This window comes from Jatrophihabitans endophyticus, from assembly GCF_900129455.1.
GTDB lineage: Bacteria > Actinomycetota > Actinomycetes > Mycobacteriales > Jatrophihabitantaceae > Jatrophihabitans > Jatrophihabitans endophyticus.
This window is the reverse complement of record NZ_FQVU01000007.1, coordinates 40,508-66,984: the sequence shown is the minus strand read 5'-3', so window position 1 is coordinate 66,984 and position 26,477 is coordinate 40,508. Positions and strand designations below refer to the sequence as shown.

Genomic DNA, 26,477 nt, shown 5'->3' with positions numbered 1-26,477 from the left:
TGTTTGCGGGCAGTTGCCCCGATTTGCACATCGCGCTCCCAGGCACGGCCCCGCGCGGTGGGCCGTCAGTGGGTGGCCGCGCGCTCGGCGCCGGCCCCGGTGAGGCTGCGCACCTCCATCTCGGCCGCCTTCTCCGGCGTGGAGCCGCGGCGGCTGGTGAGCGTCCCGACGACCGCGAGCAGGAACGACAGCGGGATCGTGACGATGCCGGGGTTGTCGAGGCCGAACCAGTGGAAGTCGATCGACGGGTCGGTGATCATCGACGTGCTCTTGCCGTCCGGCCCCGCCGGCTTGCCCGAGACCACCGGCGAGAACACGATCAGGACGAGGCACGACGTGAGCCCGCCGTAGATGCTCCACAGCGCGCCGCGCGTGTTGAACCGTCGCCAGAACAGCGAGAACAGGATGGTCGGCAGGTTGGCGCTGGCCGCGATCGCGAAGGCGAGCGCGACCAGGAACGCGACGTTCTGCCCGTTGGCCAGGATGCCGCCGACGATCGCGACGACGCCGATCACGACGGCGGTGACGCGCGCGACCCTCACCTCTCCCTCGCCGGACACCTGCCCGTGCTTGATCACGTTGTTGTAGACGTCGTGGGCGAACGACGCGCTCGCGGTGATGGTCAACCCGGCGACGACGGCGAGGATGGTCGCGAAGGCGACCGCGGCGATGATGCCGAGCAGGAACGTGCCACCGAGCTCGAAGGCCAGGAGCGGCGCCGCGGAGTTCGCCTTGCCCGGTGCCGCCGCGATGGACTCGGGCCCGACGAGCGCGCCGGCCCCGAACCCGAGCACGAGGGTGAAGAGGTAGAAGATGCCGATGAGCCAGATCGCCCAGACGACCGAGCGACGTGCCTCCTTGGCCGACGGCACGGTGTAGAAGCGCATCAGCACGTGCGGCAGCCCGGCCGTGCCGAGCACGAGCGCCAGGCCGAGCGACAGGAAGTCCAGCTTGGTGAGACCGGTGAGCCCGTACTGCTTGCCGGGGTCGAGCAGCGCCTGACCGCCCTCGCCCGCCTTGGTCACGGACGCGCCGAGCAGCTCGGAGACGTTGAAGCCGTACTTGCCGAGCACCCACACCGTCATGACCGCCGCGCCGACGACGAGCAGGGCGGCCTTGATGATCTGCACCCAGGTCGTGCCGCGCATGCCGCCGACGAGGACGTAGGCGATCATCAGCACGCCCACGACAGCGATGACGAGCGCCTGCCCGCCCTTGGACTCGACGCCGAGCAGCAGCGCCACGAGACCGCCGGCCCCCGCCATCTGCGCGAGCAGGTAGAAGAAGGTCACGATCAGCGTGGACAGCCCGGCCGCGGCCCGGACCGGTCGCTGCGCCAGCCGGAAGGACAGGACGTCGGCCATGGTGAAGCGCCCCGTGTTGCGCAGCAGCTCGGCCACCAGCAGCAGCGCGACCAGCCACGCGACGAGGAAGCCGATGGAGTAGAGGAACCCGTCGTAGCCGTAGATCGCGACCGCGCCTGCGATGCCCAGGAAGCTGGCCGCGGAGAGGTAGTCGCCGGCCAGCGCCACACCGTTCTGCGGACCGGTGAAGTTGCGCCCGCCCGCGTAGAACTCCGACGCGCCGGCCCGTCGTCGCGACACCCGCAGCACGATGACGAGGGTGACGACCACGAACAGCGCGAAGATGGTGATGTTGACGCCGGGTTCGCCGAGGTCGTCGGCGAGGGGCGCGCTCATGCGTGCTGCTCGGGCAGGTGGACGCGCCGGGCGAGATCCTCGGCGGCGGGGTCGAACCGTCGACCGGCCCAGCGCGCATAGACCATCGTGATGACGAAGGTCGACACGAACTGCAGCAGCCCGATCACCAGCCCGAGGTGGATGTTGCCCACCACGGTGGTCCCCATGAAGTCGCCGGCGTAGTTCGACAGCAGGACGTAGACGAGGTACCAGGTCAGGAACAGCGCCGACATCGGGAACACGAAGCGACGGAACGTCCGCCGCAGCGCGTCGAACTCCGGCGAGTTCGCGACGTCGACGTAGGTCTCGGTCGGGGCGTCGCGGTCGACGGGTGGCCGCTCCGGCTCACGCTTTCCCAACGACGACGACATGGGCAGTCCTCTCGACCGGCGGGTGTTGCCGAGGAAAAGACCGCAATTGCCTGGGTATGAGCTGTGAGCCGGGTCACAGGTGCGGGGCGGTGGGCTGGCAGAGGGCGGCGTAGAGGTCGGCGTGGGCCGACGCCGCGGCGCGCCAGGTGTGGCGTTCGGCGAGGGCACGGCCCCGGCCGACCCGCTCGGCGTCCGGCCCGCGAGCGGCGGCGAGCAGGCCGGCCGCGAGGTCGTGCGGGCCGGCGGCGAAGGTCGCGGCGCCGGCGAACACCTCGCGCAGCACCGGCAGGTCGCGCATCACGACCGGGACGCCGGCCGCCATGGCCTCGAGCGCGGCCATGCCGAACCCCTCCTTGACCGACGGGAAGGCGAACGCGGTCGCCCCCGCCACGTAGGACGGCAGCGCGTCGTGCGCCACCGGCCCGAGCAGCACCGGCTCGACGTCGAGTGCCGCGGCCCGGGCCAGCACCGCGGCCCGGTAGTCGCGGTAGTCGAAGAGCGTCTCGCCGCCGGCGACGACGAGCCGCAGGCCGGGGTCGCGGCGGCGCGCGTGCGCCATGGCCTCGACGAGATCGGCGCTGCCCTTGCGCGGCTCGATGCCGCCGACCGCCAGCACGTAGCGGCCGAGCTCCGCGCGACGACGGTCGCGGTCGGCCGCCGCCACGCCGGCGAAGCGAGCGGCGTCGACGCCGTTGGGGATCACGGTGGCCGCGATCCCCCAGCCGGCGCGCACCTCGGCGGCCACCGCGTGCGACACGCACACGTGGGCGTACGGCGTCACCACGGCCCGCTCGTGGCAGGCCGCGAGCTCGGGCGTGGTGAAGGTGTCGAGGTGGTGGATCGTCCGGACGCACCGGGGCGCGGCGTTCGCGCTGATGCAGTCCTGCGCGTGGACCACGTCGTAGTCGTGGCCCACCGCCGCGAAGGCGGTGCCCAGCACGTCGATCGACCGCAGGATGCGCGTCCCCACCGACTCGCCCTCGACCTCGGGGAAGGGCACGAGCCGCACCCCCACCGCGGGATCGACCGGCCGGAAGAAGCCGGCGTCCCCGCCCCGCGCGAGCGACCACACGTCGACGTCGTGACCGAGCTCGACCAGGGCCTCCGCGAGCGCGAGGGTGTGCACGACCCCACCGCGCGGGCGGGTGGAGTAGGTGAGCAGCGCGATGCGCACCGCGGCTACTTCTCCGCGTAGAGGTCGGGACGGCGTTCCCGCAGGTGGTGCAGCACCAGCCGCGCCCGCTCGACCTCGGCGTCGACGTCGACCTCGGCGACGGCGAGACCGGCCTTCGCCCACGTCCGCGCCAGCACCTCGCCACCCGGGCCCACGACCTTGGACTGGCCGAGGAAGCGCAGGCCGCCCATCGTGCCCGTCTGGTTCGCCGCCACCCACACGACCTGGTTCTCCGCGGCGCGGGCGCAGTCGTAGAGGTCGAACAGCCGCGACTGCCGGTCCTGCGTGAGCCGCGGTGCCCGCTGGGTCAGGCTGGCCGGCCACGCGCACAGGCACGCGACGACCCGGGCACCGTCCAGGGCCAACGTGCGCGCGGCCTCCGGGAACGTCTTGTCGTAGTCGATGAGCATGCCGAGCCGGCCGACCGGGGTGTCGAACGCCGCGATGCGGTCGCCGGCGGCGTAGACCAGGGCCTCGCCGGGCGGCTGGTGCACCTTGCGGTAGCGACCGAGGACACCGTCGCCGGTCAGGCACACCGCCGAGTTCCACAGCCGGCCGTCCGCGCGCTCGGAGTACCCGAGGCAGACGACCAGGTCGCCCGCCATCGCGCGGATCTGCGCGAATTCGTCCGCGTCGGGATCCAGCGCGGGCGGCAGCGCGTCCGGATCGGGCGAGCGCAGGTCGGCCAGGTAGCCGCCGAGGGCGGCGTCGGGCAGCACCAGCAGCGACACGCCGACCCGGCGGGCGGCCGCCACGACCGACCCGATGCGTTCGAGCGAACGGGGCAGGTCGCGGCCGAAGTGCGCCGACGCGGCCGCGATGCGCAGTGCCGCCATCAGTCGGCGGCGACCGGGGTGGCGGGCACCGCGGCGCCGAGCGCGGCCGCGACGTGCGCGGCGTCGCGCTCGATGCCCGCGAACCGCCCGGAGCCCCAGGTGTGCAACCACGGCAGCCCGACGAAGAACAGGCCGGGCACCGGCGTGACGCCACGGACGTGCTGCGGGTGGCCGGCGCCGTCGAACACGGGAGCGTGCAGCCACCGGTAGTCGCGCGTGAAACCGGTCGCCCACACCACCGCGGCCAGCTCGGCCGCCCGCAGCCGCGAGCCGCGGTAGCCGTAGGGGCGCCACACCGGCTCGTAACGACTCGGGGGCTCGGGCACCGACAGACCGCGGGCGGCGATGTGCGCGTCGATGAGCGCGTTGATGCCGTTGTAGACGTCGTCCGCGGCGTCGAGGTTGCGTTCGAGGTCACCGTCGAACACCAGGTCACCTCCGCCGACCTCGCGGAGCCGGCCGTGCAGCGTCATCCCCTGCCGCGCGAAGGAACGCAGGTCGATGTCGCGACCACCGTCGCGACCGGTCACGTAGTGGTTCGTGCGGTCCTCGGTGCGCTCCGCCGGCGGCTTGTCGGTGACCGGCTTGTCGTAGTGCCCGGTGTCGTGCATCCAGGAGATGACGTCGCGACCCCGGTAGCGGCGCGCGAAGCGGGGCGCGTTGCCGACGGCGAGGTGGACGTCGCGGCCCGCGAGCAGCAGGTCCTCGGCGATCTGCGCACCCGACTGGCCGGTGCCGACGACGAGCACCGGCCCGGCGGGCAGCGAGTCGGGGCTGCGGTAGCGCGACGAGTGCACCTGCTCGACGTCCTCGGGCAGGCGCTCGGCCAGCCGCGGCACGCGGGGCAGGTGGTAGCCGCCCGTCGCGACGACGACCCGCGCGGCCCGGATGCGCCCGCCCGACGTCTCGACATCGAACCCGGCGCCGTCCTCGGCCGGGCGTACGGAGCCGACGGCGGTGTGCTCGCGCAGCGGCGGGGTGAACGTCGTCAGCCAGCCGTCGAGCCAGTCGACGATCTCCTTGCCGACCATGAAGCCCTCGGGCTCCGGACCGTCGTAGTGGTGGCCGGGCAGCCGGCACTGCCAGTTCGGCGTCACGAGGCAGAACGAGTCCCAGCGGGCGTCGGCCCAGCTGTGCATGCGCGTGTCGCGTTCGAGCACGACATGGTCGATCCCGCTGCGCGTCAGGTACCAGCTGACCGCGAGGCCGGCCTGTCCACCGCCCACGACGACGACGTCGCGTCGCTCGGGGGCGCGCATCACGCCCCCACCGCTGCGAGGGCGTAGGCGTCGGTGCGCCGGTCGCGTAGGTGACACATGCCGCCGTTGCGCGCGCCGCCGAGCATGTCGGCGAGGTCCACGTCGGCGTACGCGACGCCCGCAGCGGTACCGGTCGTCGCGAGCACGTCGCCGCCCACGTCGACGATCTTCGCGCTGGCGACGAAGCGCAGGTCGCCGAACGTGCCGGCCTGGTTCGCCGACACCCACAGCACCTGGTTCTCGAGGGCCCGCGCGCGGTCGAACAGGTCGAAGCGGCGGGTCCACCGGTCGGCGGCGAGATCGGGCGCGGCGTGCGTGCGCGCCGCGGGCCACGCCGACATGCAGGCCACGACGTCGGCACCGTCCAGCGCGAGGGCGCGGGCGGCCTCGGGGAAGGCCTTGTCGTAACAGATCATCATGCCGAGCCGGCCGATCGGGGTGTCGAAGGCCCGGAACCGGTCGCCCGCGGCGTAGGACGCCCCTTCGCCGAGCGGTTGGTGGACCTTGCGGTGCACGCCCAGCACGCCGTCCCCGCTGACCGCGACCGCGGTGTTGTAGCGCTCGCCGCCGGCGGCCTCGCAGAGGCCAGCGGTGACGACCAGATCACCGGCCAGCGCCGCGAGCCGCGCGACCTCGGGGCCGTGGACGTCCAGCGCCGGCGGCAGCGAGACCGCGCCGGCACCGTCGAGGTTGGCGAGGTACCCGCCGAGGGTCGCCTCCGGCAGGACGACGAGCCGCGCCCCGCGTTCCCGAGCCTCGGTGAGTATTGCGCTGATCCGCGCAAAGGAGTCGTCGAGATCCCGCCCGAAATTCGCCGCCACCGCGGCCACCGTCATCCTGCTCACGGCTGCGTCCTTCCGTCGGCCGGACCGAGCCCGGTGACACTGGCTGGCACCGCCGTGGTGACGGCGCCGTCCGGCCAGCGCAGTGCGACGCCGGCCCCGGGAACCAGCTCGCCGCAGGCAGCGCTGACCGCGGGTCCCGCATCGGCCACCGGACGGTCGGTGCCGTCGGCGGTGAGCATGGCGAAGCCGGGGAAGCAGCCGAGCCAGTCCGCCGTCGTGGCCCCGGCCGGGGTGGGTACCGCCGCGACGTCGAGCACGGCGCCGCAGCCGCTCGCCTCCGCGAGCATGCCGAGGGTGCCGACGACGCCGGCCATGCTGACGTCCTTCGCCGCCGCCGGCGCCGTCCGCGCGACCATGCCGCCCATCGCCCGCAGCTCCGGAGTGCGGCGGATGCTGGTCGAGTCCCACTGCCGTCCGGTGTGACCGGGACGCCAGCCGCCGCCGAGGTCGGCCGTCAGGCTCACGACGTCACCGGCCCGACCGCCACCGGCGGGGACGGGCTGCGCGGCACGTCCGAGGGCCGTCACCGACAGCGCGGCCGGGACGCCGAACTGGGTGTGGCCGCCGAGCACCGGGACGTCCCACGCCGTGGCCGCGGCCCGCAGGCCCGAGATCACCCGCGCGGCGAACGAGGCGTCGCGGGCGCCGACGGCGTCGAGCAGGCCGAGCGGCTCGGCCCCCATCGCGGCGAGGTCGTTGACGTTCACGAGCACGCCGCACCAGCCCGCCCAGGCGGGGTCGCGTTCGACGAGCGACGGGACGATGGCGTCGCACGCGGCGACGACGTCCGTGCCGGGTACCGGCGCGCCGTCGTCGCCGACGAAGCCCGGTCCGCCCAGGTGCAGCCCGGCGAGCAGCGCGCCGAGCGCGCCCTTCGTGGCGCGGGCCTGCGCGGCGAACCGGTCGACGGGCCAGCGCATCGCGACGTGCGGGTGCCCCGCGACGGCGACGTCACCCACCGGTCGCCAGCCGAGGCGCAGGAACAGCGCGACGTTGGCCGCCTGCACGGTCGCCTCGAAGCGCAGCGCCCCCAGCCGCTCGGCGTGGGCGCACGCGGCGCGGACGAGCGCACCGCCCAGCCCGGCGGTGCGACGCGCGTCCGGACGGACCGCGAGGCGACCGCCGTGCCACCATCCGACGTCCGGTTCGACGACCGGGCCGATCCGCACGCCACCGAGCACGTCACCGCTGCTCGTGCGTGCGACGAGCACGACCGTGCGCGGGTCGTCGTCCACGTCGTCGCGGTCGCTGCCGGCGAACAGCCCCTGTTCGGCGACGAACACGTCGTGCCGCAGCCGGTGGTAGGCGGCCAGGCCCGCGGCGTCGTCGGCGACCTCGACCGTCCAGTCCCGCAGCGGCGTCGCGACGGCGCCGATGAGCACCGAGCCGAGCACGTCGGCCACCGGGCTCACCCGCCCGCCGTCGAGAGCGCGCTGCAGGCACCGCAGGCTGCGCAGCCCGCCTTCTGGTCCGCACCGCGCATGCCGGCCGCCGACAGGAGGTCACCCACGCGTGACGACACCTCGGCCACCAGCCACGACGGTGGCGCCGTGGCGCGGTCGACCTCGGTGGCGAGCGTCCCCGCGATCGGCCGGTACGGCACGACGAACGGGTACACGCCCATGTCGATCAGCTCCGCCGCCCCGGCGACGAGGTCGTCGGGCTCCTCGCCGAGCCCGACGATGAGATAGGTCGACACCTGGTTGCGTCCGAAGACGCGGACGGCCTCGCGCCACGCGTCGCGGTACTCCGCCATCGGCACCGAGCCCTTGCCCGGCATCCAGCGACGGCGCACGTCGTCGTCCATCGACTCGACGTGGATGCCGATGCTCACCGCGCCGGCGTCGCGCAGCTCGGTGAGCACGGCGAGGTCGGCCGGCGGTTCGAGCTGCACCTGCACGGGCAGCCCCGGCACGGCGGCGGTCACCGCGGCGACACAGCGGGCGAGGTGGCGCGCGCCGCGATCGCGCCCGGCCGACGTGCCGGTCGTCATCAGCATCTGCGTGACGCCGTCGAGCCGGACGGCCGCCGCGGCGACCTCGGCCAGCTGCGCCGGGGTCTTGACCGCGGTGGTCGACCCCTGCCGCAGGGACTCCTCGATCGCGCAGAACCGGCAGCGCTCGTCCTCGCCGTAGCGGATGCAGGTCTGCACCACCGTCGTGGCGAGGACGTCGCGGCCGTGCAGCCGCGCGATCTTCTCGTAGGGGACGCCGTCGGCGGTCTCGAGGTCGTAGAAGCGCGGCCGCGCGACCGGGGCGACGTCGAGTCCGAGGTCCGCGCCCTCGAGCAGCAGCCGGCCGCCGCGGACGCGGTACTTGCTCGTCGGGACGATGGGCAGCGCCGCACCGACCCCGCCGAGGAGCACGTGACCGTCGTCGGACGGCCCCGCGCCGGCGCGGCGGCGGACGGGAGCGTCCACCGCCACGCCGTGCACGGCGAGGTCGGCCCGCAGGCTGGTGCTCGTCACGGCTCAGACCATGAAGTTGGACTGGATGATGGCGCCCTTGTTCGCGTAGTGGATCACCGCGTCCTGGACGTCGAGGGGGTGCGCCGGGATGACGCCCTCGATCAGGTCCTCCTCGCGCATCCCGTGCAACGCCATGCCGAAGCGGCAGCAGTAGACGGTGCCGCCCTCGGCGATGAACGTCGCCAGCGCGTTGTTCATGTTGTTCTCGCCGGGGAAGGCGTCGTCGCCCGTGGTCGGGAAGCCACGGTTGGCGTTGCAGTTGATCGAGCCGGGGCCGTAGAAGTACAGCGCCGACTCGAAACCCTTCCGCAGTGCCCGCGTCGCCTGCAGGATCGCCACGAAGCTGACCGACGACTCGTGCGCGATCGCGTGCACGAGGCCGAACCAGGCCTGCCCCTCGCTCGCCTGGTAGTCCGGGAAGATCTTGGTCGAGCCGTAGAGGCTCGATCCCTTGGGCAGCGACGGGTGGGGGATCTCCTCCAGGCTCAGTTTGCTGTTCTCGACGATCTGGTCGGCGGTCTCGGTCACGGGTTGTCTCCTTCGGTGGTGGGGATCGGGCGGTCAGTCGTAGAGCGCGGCGAAGTTGTCGGCGAACACGCGTCGACCCAGCTCGCCGTCGCCGGCGGCCGCGGCGAGCCGGGCGTGCTCGCCGACCCAGTCGCCCCACGGCTCGTCCGAGGCGAACAGGACGCGGTCGGCGCCGATGCCGCGCGCGTCGATCTCGCGCGCCAGCCAGCGCGGCGCGAAGCCGATCGCCCAGCTGGTGTCGGTGTAGACCTGCTTGCCGGCGGCGATCCAGTCGAAGAAGCGGCCGCCGATCAGCTTGATGTGCCCGCTCATCCCGCCGCCGAGGTGCACCAGATGGATGCGGACGTCGTCGGCGTAGCGCTCGACGAGCGTGCCGACCTGGTCGATGTCGGACGCGGCACCGGGCGAGGTGTGCACGTGCACGGTCAGGTCGTGCTCGCGGGCGGCGGCGAAGATCGTGTCGAGCTGTGGCCGGCACGCGTCGTCGGTGGCCGAGCCGCCGAGCAGGAACGTGGTCTTCAACGCGCGCACGCCCGGTTCGCCGGCCAGCGTGAGCGCCGTGGCGTTGAGCTCGGCGTCCTGCGGCCGGGGCGAGACGTACAGCCCGGCCCGGACGCGGTCGTCGCGCCCCGCGGCCTCGACCACCAGCTCGTTGAGCGCGAACGTCTCGCCGACGTCGGGGACGCCGTAGTTGGGCAGGACGAGGCAGCGGTCGGTGCCCTCGCGGTCGAGGTCGGCCAGCAGCTCGGCGACGGTGGCCCGGGCGGTGGTGTCGGGACTGACCGCCGGCCCGCCGTAGAACGGGTGCGACGGCAGGACGCCCAGATGGCGATGCCCGTCCGCGATCGTTCCCCGCATGCCGACGAGTCAACGGCCGCGGGGTTCGCGAGTGGTTACCGTCGGAACAATTCCACGTATCGCCGCGGGCGCTCGTGTTTCGGCGCAGCTACATGCGATCCCCCGGGCGGGGCCGGCGCGCCGTCAGAGGCCGGCGTCGCGCATGGTGCGCAACACGTTGCGGTGCGTGAGCGCGGCGAGGTCGTCCTCGGACCAGCGGCGGTCGCGCAGCTCGGCCAGCAGGGCCGGGTAGGTGGAGACGTCGCCGAGGCCCTCGGGCAACGCGTCGCAGCCGTCGAAGTCGCCGCCGAGCCCGACGTGGGCGACCCCGGCGACCTCGCGGACGTGCTCGACGTGGTCGGCGACGTCGGCGACGGTGGCGACCGGCGGTGGGTCGGTGGCCGCCCGCCGGGCGGCGGCGAGATCCCGGGCGGCCAGGTCGCGGCGGTCCTCGCCGCGCTCGGCCATGTCGGCGACCACGGCGGACTCCCACTCGTGGCAGGCCGTCGACACGAACGACGGCACGAACGTCACCATGCACACCCCGCCGTTGCCGGCGAGCGAGCCCAGCACGTCGTCCGGGACGTTGCGGACGTGATCGGTGACGGCCCGGGCGGACGAGTGGCTGAAGATCACGGGCACCGACGTGACCGCCAGCGCGTCGCGCATCGTGGTCGGCGCGACGTGCGAGAGGTCGACGAGCATGCCCAATCGGTTCATCTCGCGCACGACGTCACGACCGAAGTCCGACAGACCGCCGACCGCGGGGACATCGGTGGCCGAGTCGGCCCACGGCACGTTGTCGTTGTGCGTCAGCGTCAGGTAGCGCACCCCCAGCGCGTGCAGCGTCCGCAGCACTGCGAGGGACGAGTCGATCGAGTGACCGCCTTCGGCCCCGAGCAGCGACGCGATGCGCCCGGTCGACCACGCAGCGTCGACGTCGGCCGCGGTCAGCGCGAGCGCGAGCCGATCCGGATATCGCGCGATCATGCGCAGCACGAAGTCGATCTGCTCCAACGTGCCCGTGACGCTGCCGGCACCGAAGCGGGTGGGCACGTAGACCGACCAGAACTGGGCGCCGACACCACCGTCGCGCAACCGCACGAGATCGGTGTGCGTGGCCGTCTGCACAACGTCGACCGGGTAGGCGTCGAGGTCGTAGCCGTTGAGCTGGCGCATCGCCCACGGCAGGTCGTTGTGCCCGTCGACGATCAGCTGGTGCTCGCTCACACGTCGACCGTCTCGGCCGGCGCAAGGTGGGTGAACTCGCTGCCGTACTCCGCGCCGATGCGGGTCACGTGACCCTCGACCATGGTGCGGCCGACGTCGGTGAGCAGGCTGTCGTGCAGGTTCGACACCCGCGGCGCCCGGACCGCGACCACGAAGTCGATGACCTCGCCGATCTTGGACCAGGGCGCGTGCGTCGGCGCGAAGAGATACTCGACCGCCGCCGTCGGCACCGCGAACGAGTCGCCCGGGTGGTACACGCGGTCGTCGATCAGGTAGCCGAGGTTCGGGATGACCGGGATGGACGGGTGGATCACCGCGTGCTGGCCGCCGAAGGTCCGGATCGAGAAGCCCGCGGCATCGAACGCGTGACCCGGCTCGACCGCCACCACCTGCTCGCCGAGACCGAGCTGGTCGGCCACCGAGGCCGGACCCCAGATCCGCAGTCGCGGGTCCCGCTCGGCGGCGGCACGCAGCTGCTCCACGTCGAGATGGTCCACGTGGTCGTGGGTGACGAGCACGGCGTCGGCGCCGTCGAGCGCCGCCGCGATCTCGCTGAACGCGCCCGGGTCGACGACGAGGGTGCGGTCGCCGTCGTCGAGACGCAGGCAGGCGTGGGTGTACTTGGTCAGTCGCACTGCTCAGACCGTCTCGGGACCGTCGGTGTGGGCCGGCGGGGCGGCCTCGTCCGCGGCGTGCATCGCGGCCTCCTCGGCGCTGGCGGCGTACCCCGCGCGCCCGACGTCCGTGGCGACCTCGTCCTTCTCCTCGTCCGGGTGCGCGCCCTCGTCGGGGGCCACCAGCCGGCCGGTGCGCTCGGCCTCGTCCGCACGGTCCAGGTCGGCCTCGCTCACGTCCGGCTCCTCCTCGGCCAGCTTGGCGTCGAGGGACTCCCCCTCCAGCGCCTCCTCCGCGGTCTCGCCACGCCACGACTTCTGCGCGCGCTCCGGCGGCGAGTAGCCCGCGTCCAGCGGGTCCTCGGTGTTGTCACCGGTCAGCGTGTCGGAGGGGTCGGCCTGGTCGCGGTCGACGACCACGCCCTCGTAGAGATCATCGGATTCGCGCTCGCTCATGCTGGTCTTCCTTCCCGATTACCGAGAGATGCTCACGGGGACGCTGCGCGATGTGACCTCCGTGCTCTGGTTCCGACGAGACCTGCGGCTGCGCGACAACCCGGCGCTGCATGAGGCGGCGAAGGACGGCCCCGTCGTCGCCCTGTTCGTCCTCGACCACACCCTGCTCAAACCGGCCGGCGCCCCCCGTGTCGCGTTCCTGTACCGGGCGCTGCGTGCGCTGGACGCCGAGCTGCGCGAGCACGGCGGCGAGCTCGTCGTGCGCCGGGGCGACCCGGTCAACGCCGTACCGAAGGTCGTGCGCGAGACCGGGGCGGGCGCCGTCCACGTGGCAGCCGACTTCGGACCGTACGGCTCGCAGCGCGACGCCCGGGTCGAGGACGCCCTGGGCGACGTGCCGCTCGTGCGCACCGGCTCGCCGTACGCGATCGCTCCCGGACGCATCCGCAAGGACGACGGCCAGCCCTACAAGGTCTACTCGCCGTTCTACCGGGCCTGGCTCGAGCACGGCTGGCGCGCGCCGGCGGCCACGATCACCTGCCGGGTCGACTGGCACTCCGGCGCGGACTCGGTGGACATCCCGCAGGACCCGCGGCTGCCGGCCGACCTCGACCTGCCCGAGGCCGGCGAGGCCGCCGCCCGCAAGGCCTGGAAGGCGTACCGCGACAAGGGCCTGCTGCGCCGTTACGACGACGACCGCAACCGGCCCGACCTCGACCGCACGTCGCACATGTCGGTCTATCTCAAGTACGGCTGCATCCACCCGCGGACGCTGCTGGCCGACCTCGGCGACGGCGACGACACCTACCGCAAGGAGCTCGCCTGGCGCGACTTCTACGGCGCGATCCTGCATCACTTCCCCGAGTCGGCGCGCGAGTACTACCTGCCGGAGTTCGCGAAGATGAAGTACGCGCGGGCCGACACGGATGCCTTCGACGCCTGGCGTGAGGGGCGCACCGGCTTCCCCATCGTCGACGCCGGCATGCGACAGCTGCTGGGCGAGGGGTGGATGCACAACCGGGTGCGGATGATCGTGGCGTCGTTCCTCGTCAAGGACCTCCACATCGAGTGGCAGCACGGCGCGCGTCACTTCATGCGGCACCTCGTCGACGGCGACCTCGCCTCCAACCAGCACGGCTGGCAGTGGACGGCCGGTACCGGCACCGATGCCGCGCCGTTCTTCCGGGTCTTCAACCCGGTCACGCAGGGGCTCAAGTTCGACCCGTCCGGCGACTACGTGCGTCGCTGGGTCCCCGAGCTGCGCGGCGTGTCGGGCAAGGCGGTGCACCAGCCGTGGGACCTGCCCGACGGGCTGCCCGACGACTACCCGACACGCCTCGTCGACCACGCCGAGGAACGGCGCGTGGCGCTCGATCGCTATGGCAGGATCCGGAGCTGATCCGGCCACGGGGGGCCTGGACCGTCGGGGGGCGTGATGCTCGGGCTCGTGATCGTCGTGGCGGCGACCGCCGCCGCCATGGCGCTGCTCGTGCGCTACAGCGACCACGTGTTCGAGTCGAACCGCACCCGGGTGGTGCGCGAGCGGCCGGCACGCCGCCGACCACTACGCCGACCACTACGCCGGCACGCGCCCTCGCCCGGCCCGGACCCGGTGGTCTGGCGCACCCTCGTCGGCGCCGGCCGCGACTGACGCCCCGCCCCGCAGAGCAGGGGCACATGCGAGCTTGACGAATCCTTGACGATCTCGTGACGGCGGGCTGAGGACCGATCCGCGATCGTGTCGCGGTGACCGTAGAGACACCTGCCGCCGCGCCGCCCGCGGACCTCGAGAACACCTCCCCCACCGCGGACGCGGCACCGTCGCGTCGCCGCCGCGCGCTGCGCGTGCTCACCGCCAAGCCGTGGCTCACCGCGGTGGTCGTGGTCGTCGTGGCCGGCACGGCCACCGGGGTCGCCCTGCTCACCGCCGGCGGTGACGACGACACCGACGCCGCGCAGGCCACGGTGACGACCCGGCTGGTGAGCCCGTCGACCGGGACGGTGCAGGCCTCGGTGTCGACCACCGGCACCCTCGCCGCGGCCGACACCACCGACGTCAGCTTCTCCTCGGCGGCCGAGATCACCTCGGTGCGGGTCTCCCAGGGCGACAAGGTGACGAAGGGACAGGTGCTCGGCACCATCGACACGGTCTCGCTGCGCTCGGATCTCGCGCAGGCCCGGGCGACGCTCGCCGAGGCGAGGTCGACCCTCGCCACCGCCGAGGACGACAGCGACACCAGCGACGCGCAGCTCGCCGCCGACGAGGCGGCGGTGACGAGCGCGAAGCAGGGCGTCGCCACCGCCAAGGACGACCTCGCGGCCGCCACCCTCCGCTCGCCGATCAGCGGGACCGTCGCCGAGGTGAACGTCGACAAGGGCGACCAGGCCTCCGGCTCGGGCACGTCCGCCACCACCACCTCGTCGGACTCCTCGTCGGGCTCGTCGGGCTCCTCGGGCTCGTCCGCCGGCGGGTCGAGCGGCCAGTCCGGCACCGGCGACAGCTCGACGTCGTCCTCGTCGTCGGGCGACTTCGTGGTCAGCGGCCTGAAGAAGTGGACGGTCTCGGCCACCCTCGACGACACCGAGGTGGGCCTCGTCCACAAGGGCGACCAGGTGCAGGTCACCACCGACAACGTCTCCGGCACCGTGTTCGGGACGGTCACGTCGGTGTCCGTGCTGTCCTCGGGCTCGTCGAGCTCCTCGGGCAGTTCGTCGAGCTCGGCGAGCTACCCCGTGGAGATCGCGGTGACCGGCTCGCCGTCCGGGCTGCACGACGGGGCGTCGGCGACGCTCGCCATCGTCTACAAGCAGGCCACGAACGTCACGACCGTCCCGACGACCGCCATCCGCACCGACGGCTCCACCAAGTACGTGTACGTCGCGAGCAACGGCAAGAAGACGAAGCGGACGGTCACGACCGGGCTCGCGTCCAGTGGCACCACGCAGATCACCTCCGGGCTCACCACCAGCGACCGCGTCTACGTCCAGACGATCACCGGCGCCGGTGGCCGCGGCTCGACCGCCGGATCACGCAGTGGGAGCAACACCCAGAACGGGTACGGCCAGCAGGGCCAGCAGGGCGGCCAGCAGGGTGGCTTCCCCGGCGGTGGCGGCGGCGGGATGCCCGGCGGCGGTTTCGGCGGCGGCCAGCAGGGCGGCTCGCGATGAGCGCACCGGCGGTCGAGCCGATCATCTCGCTGCGCGACGTGCGCAAGGTCTACCGCAGCGGGCTGCTCGAGGTCGAGGCGCTGCGCGGCGTCTCGCTCGACATCCCCGAGGGCGAGTACGTCGCCATCATCGGCCCCTCCGGCTCGGGCAAGTCGACGCTGATGCACGTGCTCGGCTGCCTGGACGTCGCGACCAGCGGCGAGTACCGCCTCGCCGGCGAGGACGTCGGCGGACTCGACGACGACGACCTCGCCGAGATCCGCAACCGCCGCATCGGCTTCGTGTTCCAGCAGTTCCACCTGCTGCCCGCGTTCACCGCGCTGCGCAACGTCGAGCTGCCGCTGTCCTACGCCGGCGTCCCCCGCGACGAGCGCCGCGAGCGCGCCGCCGCCGCGCTCGGCCGCGTCGGGCTCGCCGAACGCCTCGACCACCGCCCGGGCGAGCTGTCCGGCGGCCAGCAGCAGCGCGTGGCCGTCGCCCGGGCCCTCGTCACCGAGCCCGCGATGATCCTGGCCGACGAGCCGACCGGCAATCTCGACTCGCACGCGACCGAGGACGTCCTCGCGCTCTTCGACGAGCTCTGCGCGGCCGGCCGGACGATCGTGCTCATCACCCACGACGCCGAGGTCGCCGAACGGTCGCAACGCGTCGTCCGGGTCCGCGACGGGCTCGTGGTGCCCGAGGCCGTCGAGGTGCCGGCATGAACTGGGGCGAGACGATCCGCACCGGCCTCGCGGCGGTGCGCGCGCACCGGCTGCGCTCCGGCCTCACCGTGCTCGGCATCCTCATCGGCATCGCGACGGTCGTGTTGTCCGTGGGGCTGGGCGAGGGGACGAAGTCGTCGGTCAGCAGCGAGATCAACGCACTCGGCAGCAACCTGCTCATCGTCTCACCGGGCAGCACCACCAGCTCGTCGGGCGTGCGCAGCGGGTTCGGCTCGGCCGCCACACTGACCGTCGGCGACGCCGCAGCACTGGGGTCGAAGTCCGCGGCGCCCGACGTCCGCGCCGTGGCCCCGACGCAGAGCTCGTCGGTCGAGATCGACTACGGCAGCACCAACTGGACGACGACCGTCGTGGGCACCACGCCGTCCTGGCTCACCGTCCGCGCGCGGCACCTGTCGTCCGGGACGTTCCTCACGGCCAAGGACGAGGACGACGCGGCCACCTCGATCGTGCTCGGCTCGTCGACCGCGCAGGAGCTGTTCAGCGGCCTCAACCCGGTCGGGCAGCAGGTGACGATCAGCGGCATCACGTTCACGGTCAAGGGCGTGCTCGCGGCCGCGGGCTCGGACTCGTCGAGCAACCTCGACGACACCGCCGTCGTGCCGCTGTCGACACAGGTGCAGCGGCTCTCGACCAGCTCCTCGCGCAGCTCGTTGTCCAACGTCTACATCGCGGCGACGTCCAACGACACCATCTCGGCCGCCTACCAGGAGGTCGACGCGATCCTGCTCGCCCGCCACTCGATCACCGACTCCTCGTCGGCCGACTTCACCATCACGACGCAGGACTCGCTGCTGTCGACCGCGACCTCGGTCAGCGGCACGCTCACCATCCTGCTCGGCGGGATCGCCGCGCTGTCGCTGCTCGTCGGCGGCATCGGCGTCATGAACATCATGTTGGTGTCGGTGTCCGAGCGGACCCGCGAGATCGGGCTGCGCAAGGCGCTCGGCGCGACCCCGCTGCTCATCCGGCGCCAGTTCCTCGTCGAGGCGTCGACGCTGGGGCTGGTCGGCGGGCTGGCCGGGGCCGCCCTCGGTATCGGCGGCGCCCACGTGATCCCGCACTTCATCTCCAACGAGATCACGGTCTCCTCGACCGCGATCGCCGTCGCGATCGGCGTCGCCGTCGCGATCGGCCTCGTCTTCGGCGTGTACCCCGCGAGCCGCGCTGCGCGGCTCGCGCCGATCGACGCGCTGCGCAGCGAATGACCCGTTCCGCCCACCCGACCCCAGCACCGACCTCACGAAGGACACCTGTGATGAAGCACCTCCCGTCCGTTCCGTCCCGCCGCCGCGGGACCGTCGTCGCCGCCCTGGCCGGCGGCTGCGCGCTCACCGTCGCGCTGGCCGCCTGCTCCAGCGGCTCGGACGGCGGCACCGGCAACGCCAGCCCCGCCGGCAACGCCGCATCCGGCTCGGCCGCCGCGGGCAACGGGGGCGGCAACGGAACCGGCAACGGTGGCGGCAACGGCGGGCCGGGGGCCGCGGCGTCCGGCGAGATCGCGCAGGTCAGCGGCAAGACCCTGCAGGTCCAGAGCTCCAGCAGCCAGTCCGCGGTGACCTACACGGCCAAGACGACCTTCACCGTGCAGCGGTCGGGCACGCTCGCCGACGTCACCGTCGGCTCGTGCGTCGTCGGCGCGGCGGCGAGCTCGTCGGGCTCGTCGGGTTCGGCGGGCTCGGCGGCGACCGCCGTCACCGCCACCACGGTGCGCATCACGAAGGCCACGAACGGCACGTGCAGCGTCGGCGGCTTCGGCGGCGGCGCTCCCGGCGGGCAGCAGGGCGGCGCGCCGAACGGTGGCGGCGCCCCGAGCGGCGGCGCCCGGCCGAGCGGCATGCCCAGCGGTGGCGCGCCCAGCGGGATGCCCGGGGGGCAGGGCGGCCGACAGGGCGGCCAGCGCGGCGCGATCGTGGCCGGCAAGGTCACGAAGGTGTCGGGCTCGACCATCACCGTCGCGGTGACGGCCCGCCCGGCCGGCTCGGGGTCGAGCTCGGCGAGCTCCGCGACCTCGACGGGGACGATCACCGTCACCTCGGCCACGAAGTACACCCGCACCGTGACGACGACGGCGAAGTCGGCCAAGGTCGGCACCTGCGCGGTCGTGCAGGGCTCGACCAACTCCTCCGGCGCGGTCACCGCGCGGGCGATCGCGCTGAGCAGCAAGGTCAGCGGCTCGTGCACCACGGCACTCGCCGGCCAGGGTGGCGGCCCCCGCAACGGCGTCGCCTCGTCGACGGGCAACGGCAATGGCTGATCGCGCGCCGGCCCGGCGCCGCCGGCAGCGACGTCGGCGCCGGACCGTCGCCGGGGTGGCCGCGCTCGCCGTCGTCGCGGCCGGCGCGGGGACCGCCTGGGCGATGTCCGGCGACGACGGCCCGAGCTACCGCGTCGCCACGGTGACCCGTGCCGACGTCGAGCAGACCGTGGACGCGGACGGCACCCTCACGGCCAAGGACACCGCCACGCTCGCGTTCGCCTCGGCGGGCACCGTCGCCGCCGTCCGCGTGGCCGTCGGGGACACCGTCACGGCGGGCCAGACCGTCGCCACCCTCGATCCGGACGACCTCGAGGCGGCGGTGGACGACGCCAGGACCGCCGTCGCGCAGGCGAAGGAGCAGCTGGCCACCGACCGCGAGGCACAGGCCAACGGCACCACGGTGTCGACGAGCACCGGCGGCTCGGGCGCCAGCTCCACGTCCGGCACCGGCAGCACCGGCACCGGCACCGGCACCGGCACCGGCACGACGGGCGGCACGACGAGCGCCAACGCCGTCAGCACCACCGCGCTCGACACCGACGCGGTGGCGGCGGTGCGGCTCGTCGCGGCCCGGACGCCCACGACGTCGTCGTCGTCGGCCGGCAGTGCCGTCACCTCGGCGCAGCAGGCCGTGATCAGCGCGCAACAGGCGCTGGACAAGGCACTCGCCGCGCAGGACGACGCCGTCGACGACCTCGTCGACTCCTGCGCGGCGTCGGCCGAGTCGAGTCCGACGACGGTCACCGCGACCGCGGGCGACGACGGCACGGTGAGCGGGCAGGTGAGCTCGGCGTCCGCGGTGACGCTGCGGACGAAGTCCGGCGACCTCGCCGAGACGACCTCGGCCAACCCGCAGCGCCCGAGCGCCGGCGGCAGCTACTCGTTCGCCGGCCTGACCGCCGGCACGACCTACCGCGTCGAGATCGCCCGGACCGCGACCGTCGACACCGACGCCTGCCAGGACGCGGTGAGTGCCGTGGGCAGCGGGCAGAAGGCGCTGGACAAGGCCGCCACCTCGCTGAGCAGCGCGCTCGCCACGCTCACCAAGGCCGTCACCGCGCTCGTGAAGAGCGGCACCGGCTCCACCTCCGGCGGCACCGGCTCGACCGGCACCGGTTCGACGGGCGGTTCGTCGAGCGGTTCGACGGGCGGTTCGACGGGCGGCTCGCGCAGCGGCGGGACGACACCCACGACCGGCGGTTCGACGGGCTCGGGGACGACGTCCGGGTCGGCGTCGGGCTCGACCTCCGGTTCGTCGTCGGGCTCCGGCTCGTCGTCCGGGTCCTCGTCCGGGTCCTCGTCCGGCACGACCGTGACCGCGGAGCGCATCGCCGCCGACGTGAAGACGGTCGACGCGAAGCAGGCCGCCCTCGCGGTCGCGAAGCAGGCGGTCGGCCACGCCACCCTGACGTCGTCGGTGGGCGGCACGGTCGCCGCCGTCGACGTCGCGAAGGGCGACACCGTCTCGGCGTCGTCGAGCAGCAGCACGATCACGGTGGTGGGCCGCGGGACGCTCGCGGTCACGGTGGACGTCGCGATCGCCGACATCGACCTGGTGAAGGTCGGCCAGTCGGCGGCGGTCACGGTCGACGGGCGCACCGCTCCGGTGCCGGCGAAGGTCAGCTACATCGGCGCGACGAACACGTCGAGCAGCAGCGGCTCGTCGGCCACCTACCCGGTCACCGTCACGCTCACGCGGCGCTACGCCGCGCTCTACGACGGGATGGGCGCCGGCGTCTCGATCGACGTCGGCACCGCGAGCAAGGTCCTCACCGTCCCCGTCTCGGCGCTGCACACGACGTCGCGGGCGAGCACGGTGCAGGTGCGCAACGGCAAGACCGTCTCCACCAAGACGGTGCAGGTCGGACTCGTCGGCACCGAACGCGCGCAGGTCACCTCGGGTCTCGCCGCCGGCGACGAGGTCGTGCTCGCCGAGATCTCGGCCGCGGTGCCCTCGAGCAGCAGCACCAGCTCCACCCGGCGCGGCGGCAGCAGCACGCTCGGCGGCCTGACCGGCTCCAACGGTGGCGGCAGCGGGGGCGGCGGCGGCTTCGGCGGCGGCCCGCCCGGCCGCTGACCTGAGGATGTGGTGACGGCGGCGGATCCGCGGGGGACGCCGCCGTCACCGCCTCCCCACGTATCGCCCTACTTCAGCAGCTGGCGCGCCATCACCATGCGGTTGATCTGGTTGGTGCCCTCGTAGATCTGGGTGATCTTCGCGTCGCGCATCATCCGCTCGACCGGGAAGTCCTTCGTAAATCCCGCACCGCCGAAGAGCTGGACGGCGTCGACGGTCACCGACATCGCGGTGTCGGAGGCGAACACCTTGGCCGCGGACGAGCTGAACGTCAGGCCCGGCTCCTCGCGCTCGGCGCGCGCCGCGGCGGCGTAGACGAGCTGGCGGGCGGCCTCGATGCGCATGCCCATGTCGGCGACCATGAACTGGACGCCCTGGAAGTCGGCGATGGCCTGACCGAACTGCCGCCGCTCCTTGATGTAGCCGACGGCCTGGTCGAAGGCCCCCTGCGCGATCCCGAGCGCCTGCGCGCCGATCGCGAGGCGGGTGTGGTCCAGCGTGCGCAGGGCGGTCTTGAAGCCGGTACCCGGTTCACCGACGATGCGATCGGCCGGGATGGTGCAGTCCTCGAAGTGGATCTCGCAGGTGGGGCTGCCCTTGATGCCGAGCTTGCGCTCCTTGGGGCCGACCGAGAACCCGGGGTCGTCCTGGTGGACGACGAACGCCGAGATGCCCTTGGGGCCCTTGCCGGGCTCGGTGACGGCCATGACGGTGTACCAGCTCGAGACGCCGGCGTTGCTGATCCACGCCTTGGTGCCGTTGAGCACCCAGTGCTCGCCGTCGCGCACCGCGCGGGTGCGCATCGACGCCGCGTCCGACCCGGCCTCACGCTCGGACAGCGCGTAGCTGAACATGGCCTCGCCCGACGCCAGCGGCGGCAGCACCTGCGCCTTGAGTTCCTCGGAGCCGGACAGGATCACCGGCTGCGACCCGAGCTTGTTCACCGCCGGGATGAGCGAGGACGAGGCGCAGACCCGGGCGACCTCCTCGACCACGATGCAGGCGCTCAGCGCGTCCGCGCCCATGCCGCCGTACTCCTCGGGCACGTGGACGGCGTGGAAGCCGGCACGGACGAGCGCGTCACGCACGTCGTACGGGAACTCGCCGGTCTCGTCGATCTCGGCCGCCCGCGGCGCGATGCGGTCCTCGGCCAGCTCGCGCACCGACTTACGCAGCAACTGCTGCTCCTCGGTGAGCCGGTACTGGTCGAAGTCGGAGGTCGCGGAGGCCATGCCCGCGATACTAGGACGCCCGACTAAATTTCTCAGCCCCGGTCGGCGGGGATCTCGTCACTCACCCGGCGGACCAGCTCGGCGACGGTGCGGCGGTGCAGGGCGGCGCGGACGGCCTGCGCCATGTCGTCCTCGATGTCGCCGAGCAGCCCGTGCACCTGCCGGCCGATCGGGCACGACGGGTTCGGCCCGTGGGTGGCGACCAACGCCCCGGTGACGACGACTTCCCACACCTCGTCGAGACGGATGTGCTCGGCGGCCCGCGCGAGCTCCCAGCCACCGCGCGCGCCGGGGCGCGAGCGCAGCAGCCCGGCCTCACGCAACGGGCCGAGCACGCGGCGCAGGTGGACGGGATTGACGTTCACGCTCTGCGCCAGCTCGTCCGAGCTCACCGGACGGGCGTGCGCGCCGAAGCCCCCGCCCGCACCCGCGAGGTAGACGAGCGCGTGCGCGGCGACGGAGAACTGCGTGTTCGCTCGGCCGGCCACGCCACCATCTTGCCTTATCGCAACCGATACGGCTACGGTTTGATCCGTAACCGAAACAGTTGCATTAGGGAGCGTGCACATGACCACCTACGCCGTCACCGGCGCCTCCGGACAGCTCGGCCACCTCGCCGCCGAGCGGCTGCTGCAGCGGGTCGACGCGAGCGACGTCGTCCTGCTCAGCCGCGATCCGGCCAAGCTCGCGCAGTTCGCCGACCGCGGCGCCACCGTGCGGGCCGCCGACTTCACCCGCCCCGAGACGTTGGCCGATGCCTTCGCGGGGGTGGACCGGCTGCTCCTCGTCTCGACCGACGCCATCGGCGAGCGCGTCGCGCACCACCGGGCGGCGATCGACGCGGCCGTGGCCGCCGGGGTCGAGCGCATCGCCTACACCTCGCTGCCCCGCCCCACCGCCGACAACCCGGCCGGCGTCGTGCCGGACCACGCGGCGACCGAGGAGTACCTGCGTGCCAGCGGCCTCGGCTGGTCGATGCTGCGCAACAACCTCTACGCCGACATGCAGGTCGACGCGGTGCGGCAGGCCGCGGCGCACGGCTCGTTCGTCACCAACTACGGCGCCGGCCGCGCCGCCTTCGTCACCCGTGCCGACTGCGCGGCCGCCGCCGTCGGCGCGCTCGTGTCCGACACCGGCGACGTCGTCCACGACGTCACCGGACCCGAGGCATGGACGGCCGAGGGGCTCGCCGGCCTCGCGAGCGAGGTGTCGGGCACGCAGGTCGGGGTCACCGACCTCGACGACGCGGCGTACGCCGAGACGCTGGCGGGCGTCGGCCTGCCGCAGCCGGTGGTCGAGCTGGTCGTCTCGTTCGGCCGTTCGGTCCGCGAGGGGTTCCTCGCCGACGTCACGACCGCCGTGCGCGACCTCGGCGGCGCCGATGCGACGTCGCTGCGTGACCTCGTGTCCCGACCGGGTGACCTCGTGTCCTGACCGGCGTCACATCCGCGCCTGTCACATCCCCAGTCCGTCGCGGACGTCGGCGAGCGCGGTGCCGAACGCCGCACCGTGGGGCAGCGCCGGCTCGCCGGGAAGGAGCGGCAGGTCCGGCGTCACGACGTCGGGCGTGACCCGCGCCAGGCCGGCGAGCACGGTCGTCACCGCCTCGACGTCGGCCTCGCGCAGCACGTGCTCACGGTCGTCCATGCCTGCGCGCAGCGGCCGGCCCGCCAGCCTGTCCTCCACGCTCACCACGCGGTCGTCCGCGACCAGGACCTCGCGGATGCGCGGGGTGCGCAAGCCGTGGTCCGCCCCGGCCAGCGCGTCGTAGAAGCGCTGCAGCCGCAGCAGCGTCTCCGCGGTGCCCGACCCCGGCCAGGGCCGCGAGCACCTCGTCGGGGAGGTCTGCGCCCACCTCGCCATCATGGCGCCCCCGCGCCGCGTAGGACAGCCCGTGTGCGGCCCGTATACGGCCCGTGTGCAGTCTGCACACGCCCCGTGCGACATCCCGTGGACGGCCGGTGGTCGAGGGGGAGGTGAGCCGACGCTGCCGTCGTAACGAGCCGTGACGGTGGAAGGCGGCAGGGACGCGGCGGCGGCCGTCGCCCGCGGCCCACGGGCACGGTCCGCTAGGGTGAGCCGCGAGCCGTGACTGGCGCTTCGCAGGTGGATCCGACCACCGGGGAGCGGCTCGCGCACCACCGCCGCGCGCCTGGGCTCACCGAGACGACCGACGGAGGCCCTCATGTCACTGCCCTTCGACGCCGCCACCGCGTCGTCCGCGTACCAGGCCGCGCTGCAGGTGATCGAGTCGGTCGAGCCGACGGTCGCGGGCGCGATTCGCGGCGAGCTGGCCGACCAGCGCGCGTCGCTGAAGCTGATCGCCAGCGAGAACTACGCGTCGCCCGCCACGCTGCTGACGATGGGCACCTGGCTCTCGGACAAGTACGCCGAGGGCACCGTGGGCCACCGGTTCTACGCCGCCTGCCAGAACATCGACACCGTCGAGCAGGCGGCGGCCGAGCACGCGAAGGCGCTGTTCGGCGCATCGCACGCATACGTGCAGCCGCACTCGGGCATCGACGCGAACCTCGTCGCCTTCTGGGCGATCCTCGCGCAGCGCATCGAGTCGCCCGCGCTCGCCGAGGCCGGCGCCAAGCACGTCAACGACCTCACCGAGGACGACTGGCAGCAGCTGCGCCGCGCCATGGGCAACCAGCGCGCGCTGGGCATGTCACTCGATGCCGGCGGGCACCTCACCCACGGTTTCCGGCCCAACATCAGCGGCAAGATGTTCGAGCAGTCGTCCTACGGCACCGATCCCGAGACCGGCCTGCTCGACTACGACGCCGTCCGCGCGACCGCGCGCGAGTTCAAGCCGCTCGTCCTCATCGCCGGATATTCCGCGTATCCGCGCAAAGTCAATTTCGCCACCATGCGCGAGATCGCCGACGAGGTCGGCGCCGTGTTGATGGTCGACATGGCGCACTTCGCCGGTCTCGTCGCCGGCAAGGTGTTCACCGGCGACTTCGACCCGGTGCCGCACGCCCACGTCGTCACGACCACCACCCACAAGTCGCTCCGCGGCCCGCGCGGGGGCATGGTGCTGTGCCAGCCGGAGTTCGCCGACTCGGTCGACCGCGGCTGCCCGATGGTGCTGGGCGGCCCGCTCGGTCACGTCATGGCTGCGAAGGCGGTCGCCCTCGCCGAGGCGCGTCAGGACTCCTTCCGCGCCCACGCCCAGGACGTCGCCGACAACGCCGTCGCGCTGGCCGAGGGGCTGTCCCGCCGCGGCGTGCGGCTCGTCACCGGCGGCACCGAGAACCACCTCGTGCTGCTGGACGTCTCCGGCTTCGGCATCACCGGCCGGCAGGCCGAGTCCGCACTGCTGGACTCCGGCATCGTCACGAACCGCAACGCGATCCCCCGGGACCCCAACGGCGCCTGGTACACGTCGGGCGTGCGCATCGGCACGCCCGCGCTGACCTCGCGCGGGTTCGGCACGGCCGAGTTCGACCGCGTCGCCGAGCTCATCGTCGACGTCCTCACCGCGACGGCCCCGACCGCCGCCGCCAGCGGCGGGTCGTCCAAGGCGAAGTACACCATCGCCGACGGGGTGGCCGAGAAGACCCACACCGCCGCCGACGAGCTGCTCGCCGCGAACCCGCTCTACCCCGGTCTCGACCTCGGCTGACCGTCAGGCCGGGACGCTGGACTCCTCGACCGCGGGCAGGCCGAGGGGCCAGCGCCTGGGATCGCCGGCGGCGTCCCAGAGCTCGGCGAGGTTGCCCGGCCAGACCGTCTCGGCCGTCGCGTCGAGCTCGGCGCGCGTCCACCAGTGCTGCCCGAGCACGGTCTGCTGCTCGTCGGCGGTGAAGCCGGCGGTGTCGACGTCGAAGGCGGCGGCGCGGACGAGCACGTAGGTGTCGTGCGAGTCGATCACCTTGTCGCTGTAGCCGTGCACGACCCGCACACTCGCCACCGGTCCGCGGACGTCGGCCGCGGTCACGACGAGCCCGGTCTCCTCGCGCAGCTCGCGGACCGCGGCGGCCACGACGTCCTCGCCGGGGTCGATGCCGCCGCCCGGTGTCATCCACCAGGAGAAACCGGGGTGCTCGCGCGGCAGCCCCTGGTCGCTGTCGTGCATCAGCAGCAGCCGTTCCCGGTCGTCCACGAGCAGCACCCGCACGGTGGCACGAGCGCGACGCGGCCGCGATTCGAGGTCGACATCCACGGTTTCCAGTGTCGGGCACCGTACCGTCGGAGGTGACGAAGGGGGTCGCCATGATGGAGACCGCTGCCCCGGCCGCGCCCGTCGTCCGGCCGCACGCGGTCGTGACGGCCGCCCGGCTGATGATCGCCACCGCCGCGGTCAGCGCGATCTCGCTCGTCGTCTTCCTGGTCCGACTCGACGACGTGCGGCGGCGGCTGCGCGACGCCACCCCACCGCCGAGCGACGCCAGCGTGACCACCGCCATGACCGTGACGGCGCTCGGCTACGTCGCCGTCCTGGTCCTCTTCCCCGTCCTCACCCGTCACGTGACGCAGGGGCGCAACTGGGCCCGGCTCGCCACCTGGGGTCTCGCCGGCCTCGGCGTCGTGCTGACCCTGTCGACGATGACCCGACCGCAGCTCGGGTTGGCACGACTGCTCGAGATCGTCGGTCTCGTCCTGGACGCGGCCGTCATCGCGCTGCTCGTGCTGCCCGCGAGCAGCCGGTGGTTCCGCCCCCTGGCGCGCTGAGCCCGTCCGCGCGTG

Annotated in this window: 27 protein-coding genes and 1 riboswitch; of the genes, 10 read left to right on the top strand and 17 right to left on the bottom strand. The window is 73.4% G+C overall.

Annotation, left to right across the window (positions count from 1 at the left end; genetic code table 11):
* Window positions 1-65: 65 nt before the first annotated feature.
* From BUE29_RS20185 to BUE29_RS20125, 13 genes are all read right to left on the bottom strand, one after another.
* On the bottom strand, window positions 66-1,700 hold the full coding sequence (locus BUE29_RS20185) for a solute symporter family protein (protein WP_073392274.1): 1,635 nt from the start codon (window positions 1,698-1,700) through the stop codon (window positions 66-68).
* Window positions 1,697-2,071, bottom strand: coding sequence for a DUF485 domain-containing protein (locus BUE29_RS20180; protein WP_073392273.1), 375 nt, complete (start codon window positions 2,069-2,071; stop codon window positions 1,697-1,699). The genes BUE29_RS20185 and BUE29_RS20180 overlap by 4 nt, the downstream gene beginning before the upstream one ends.
* Window positions 2,072-2,144: 73 nt before the next feature.
* Window positions 2,145-3,245 carry an MSMEG_0565 family glycosyltransferase gene (locus BUE29_RS20175; RefSeq protein WP_073392272.1) on the bottom strand — a complete coding sequence of 367 codons (1,101 nt, stop codon included), beginning with the start codon at window positions 3,243-3,245 and terminating at the stop codon, window positions 2,145-2,147.
* 5 nt (window positions 3,246-3,250) lie between these two features.
* Window positions 3,251-4,081 carry a carbon-nitrogen hydrolase family protein gene (locus tag BUE29_RS20170; RefSeq protein ID WP_073392271.1) on the bottom strand — a complete coding sequence of 277 codons (831 nt, stop codon included), beginning with the start codon at window positions 4,079-4,081 and terminating at the stop codon, window positions 3,251-3,253.
* On the bottom strand, window positions 4,081-5,340 hold the full coding sequence (locus BUE29_RS20165) for an MSMEG_0569 family flavin-dependent oxidoreductase (protein ID WP_073392270.1): 1,260 nt from the start codon (window positions 5,338-5,340) through the stop codon (window positions 4,081-4,083). The genes BUE29_RS20170 and BUE29_RS20165 overlap by 1 nt, the downstream gene beginning before the upstream one ends.
* Complete coding sequence (locus BUE29_RS20160; protein ID WP_073392269.1) at window positions 5,340-6,185, bottom strand: carbon-nitrogen hydrolase family protein; 846 nt, start codon at window positions 6,183-6,185, stop codon at window positions 5,340-5,342. Before BUE29_RS20160 ends, BUE29_RS20165 begins: the two co-directional genes overlap by 1 nt.
* Complete coding sequence (locus BUE29_RS20155) at window positions 6,182-7,588, bottom strand: MSMEG_0567/sll0787 family protein (protein ID WP_073392361.1); 1,407 nt, start codon at window positions 7,586-7,588, stop codon at window positions 6,182-6,184. The genes BUE29_RS20160 and BUE29_RS20155 overlap by 4 nt, the downstream gene beginning before the upstream one ends.
* Window positions 7,589-7,593: 5 nt before the next feature.
* Entirely contained in the window at window positions 7,594-8,652 is a 1,059-nt protein-coding gene (locus BUE29_RS20150; RefSeq protein ID WP_073392268.1) for an MSMEG_0568 family radical SAM protein, read from the bottom strand.
* Window positions 8,653-8,655: 3 nt separating this feature from the next.
* The gene (locus tag BUE29_RS20145; RefSeq protein WP_073392267.1) at window positions 8,656-9,180 is read right to left on the bottom strand and encodes an MSMEG_0572/Sll0783 family nitrogen starvation response protein; all 525 of its coding nucleotides are present in this window, start codon (window positions 9,178-9,180) and stop codon (window positions 8,656-8,658) included.
* Between the two features lie 33 nt (window positions 9,181-9,213).
* Window positions 9,214-10,038, bottom strand: coding sequence for an amidohydrolase family protein (locus BUE29_RS20140; protein WP_073392266.1), 825 nt, complete (start codon window positions 10,036-10,038; stop codon window positions 9,214-9,216).
* A gap of 123 nt (window positions 10,039-10,161) precedes the next feature.
* Window positions 10,162-11,196, bottom strand: coding sequence for a dipeptidase (locus BUE29_RS20135; RefSeq protein WP_084181601.1), 1,035 nt, complete (start codon window positions 11,194-11,196; stop codon window positions 10,162-10,164).
* A 47-nt stretch (window positions 11,197-11,243) separates the two neighbouring features.
* Window positions 11,244-11,882 (bottom strand): MBL fold metallo-hydrolase, encoded by a 639-nt coding sequence (locus BUE29_RS20130; RefSeq protein ID WP_073392264.1) that lies wholly within the window; start codon window positions 11,880-11,882, stop codon window positions 11,244-11,246.
* Window positions 11,883-11,885: 3 nt separating this feature from the next.
* A complete protein-coding gene (locus BUE29_RS20125) occupies window positions 11,886-12,317 on the bottom strand; it encodes a DUF5709 domain-containing protein (protein WP_073392263.1) in 432 nt (143 codons plus the stop codon).
* A gap of 28 nt (window positions 12,318-12,345) precedes the next feature.
* On the opposite strand from BUE29_RS20125, the gene BUE29_RS20120 reads away from it, so the two are divergent.
* The 7 genes from BUE29_RS20120 to BUE29_RS20090 all read left to right on the top strand — a co-directional run bounded on the left by BUE29_RS20120 (window position 12,346) and on the right by BUE29_RS20090 (window position 20,547).
* Entirely contained in the window at window positions 12,346-13,716 is a 1,371-nt protein-coding gene (locus BUE29_RS20120; RefSeq protein WP_073392360.1) for a cryptochrome/photolyase family protein, read from the top strand.
* Between the two features lie 33 nt (window positions 13,717-13,749).
* A complete protein-coding gene (locus BUE29_RS20115) occupies window positions 13,750-13,968 on the top strand; it encodes a hypothetical protein (RefSeq protein WP_073392262.1) in 219 nt (72 codons plus the stop codon).
* A 95-nt stretch (window positions 13,969-14,063) separates the two neighbouring features.
* Complete coding sequence (locus tag BUE29_RS20110; RefSeq protein ID WP_084181548.1) at window positions 14,064-15,485, top strand: efflux RND transporter periplasmic adaptor subunit; 1,422 nt, start codon at window positions 14,064-14,066, stop codon at window positions 15,483-15,485.
* Window positions 15,482-16,189: an ABC transporter ATP-binding protein gene (locus BUE29_RS20105; RefSeq protein ID WP_073392261.1), complete on the top strand. Its 708-nt coding sequence runs from the start codon at window positions 15,482-15,484 to the stop codon at window positions 16,187-16,189. Before BUE29_RS20110 ends, BUE29_RS20105 begins: the two co-directional genes overlap by 4 nt.
* Window positions 16,186-17,418, top strand: a complete 1,233-nt coding sequence (locus tag BUE29_RS20100) for an ABC transporter permease (protein WP_073392260.1) — start codon at window positions 16,186-16,188, stop codon at window positions 17,416-17,418. Before BUE29_RS20105 ends, BUE29_RS20100 begins: the two co-directional genes overlap by 4 nt.
* Before the next feature lie 50 nt (window positions 17,419-17,468).
* Complete coding sequence (locus BUE29_RS22250; RefSeq protein WP_073392259.1) at window positions 17,469-18,467, top strand: hypothetical protein; 999 nt, start codon at window positions 17,469-17,471, stop codon at window positions 18,465-18,467.
* Window positions 18,460-20,547 carry a permuted SH3 domain-containing protein gene (locus BUE29_RS20090; protein ID WP_084181542.1) on the top strand — a complete coding sequence of 696 codons (2,088 nt, stop codon included), beginning with the start codon at window positions 18,460-18,462 and terminating at the stop codon, window positions 20,545-20,547. Before BUE29_RS22250 ends, BUE29_RS20090 begins: the two co-directional genes overlap by 8 nt.
* Before the next feature lie 68 nt (window positions 20,548-20,615).
* Here BUE29_RS20090 and BUE29_RS20085 read toward each other — a convergent pair whose 3' ends face one another.
* Both BUE29_RS20085 and BUE29_RS20080 read right to left on the bottom strand, forming a co-directional pair.
* Window positions 20,616-21,779: an acyl-CoA dehydrogenase gene (locus BUE29_RS20085; protein ID WP_073392257.1), complete on the bottom strand. Its 1,164-nt coding sequence runs from the start codon at window positions 21,777-21,779 to the stop codon at window positions 20,616-20,618.
* 32 nt (window positions 21,780-21,811) lie between these two features.
* On the bottom strand, window positions 21,812-22,267 hold the full coding sequence (locus BUE29_RS20080; RefSeq protein WP_073392256.1) for an Rrf2 family transcriptional regulator: 456 nt from the start codon (window positions 22,265-22,267) through the stop codon (window positions 21,812-21,814).
* 79 nt (window positions 22,268-22,346) lie between these two features.
* Here BUE29_RS20080 and BUE29_RS20075 point away from each other — a divergent pair, with 79 nt between their 5' ends.
* Window positions 22,347-23,213: an NAD(P)H-binding protein gene (locus BUE29_RS20075; protein ID WP_073392255.1), complete on the top strand. Its 867-nt coding sequence runs from the start codon at window positions 22,347-22,349 to the stop codon at window positions 23,211-23,213.
* A 21-nt stretch (window positions 23,214-23,234) separates the two neighbouring features.
* Here the strand turns inward: BUE29_RS20075 and BUE29_RS20070 are convergent, their stop codons facing one another.
* Entirely contained in the window at window positions 23,235-23,645 is a 411-nt protein-coding gene (locus BUE29_RS20070; protein WP_073392254.1) for a hypothetical protein, read from the bottom strand.
* Between the two features lie 212 nt (window positions 23,646-23,857).
* Window positions 23,858-23,944: riboswitch (ZMP/ZTP riboswitch) on the top strand.
* Window positions 23,945-23,964: 20 nt separating this feature from the next.
* On the opposite strand from BUE29_RS20070, the gene BUE29_RS20065 reads away from it, so the two are divergent.
* Complete coding sequence (locus tag BUE29_RS20065; protein ID WP_073392253.1) at window positions 23,965-25,413, top strand: glycine hydroxymethyltransferase; 1,449 nt, start codon at window positions 23,965-23,967, stop codon at window positions 25,411-25,413.
* A 3-nt stretch (window positions 25,414-25,416) separates the two neighbouring features.
* On the opposite strand, the gene BUE29_RS20060 is transcribed toward BUE29_RS20065, so the two are convergent.
* Window positions 25,417-25,953, bottom strand: coding sequence for an NUDIX hydrolase (locus tag BUE29_RS20060; protein WP_234971535.1), 537 nt, complete (start codon window positions 25,951-25,953; stop codon window positions 25,417-25,419).
* A gap of 32 nt (window positions 25,954-25,985) precedes the next feature.
* Between BUE29_RS20060 and BUE29_RS20055 the strand changes: the two genes are divergently transcribed.
* Window positions 25,986-26,462, top strand: coding sequence for a hypothetical protein (locus BUE29_RS20055; protein WP_143168288.1), 477 nt, complete (start codon window positions 25,986-25,988; stop codon window positions 26,460-26,462).
* The last annotated feature ends 15 nt before the right edge of the window (window positions 26,463-26,477 follow it).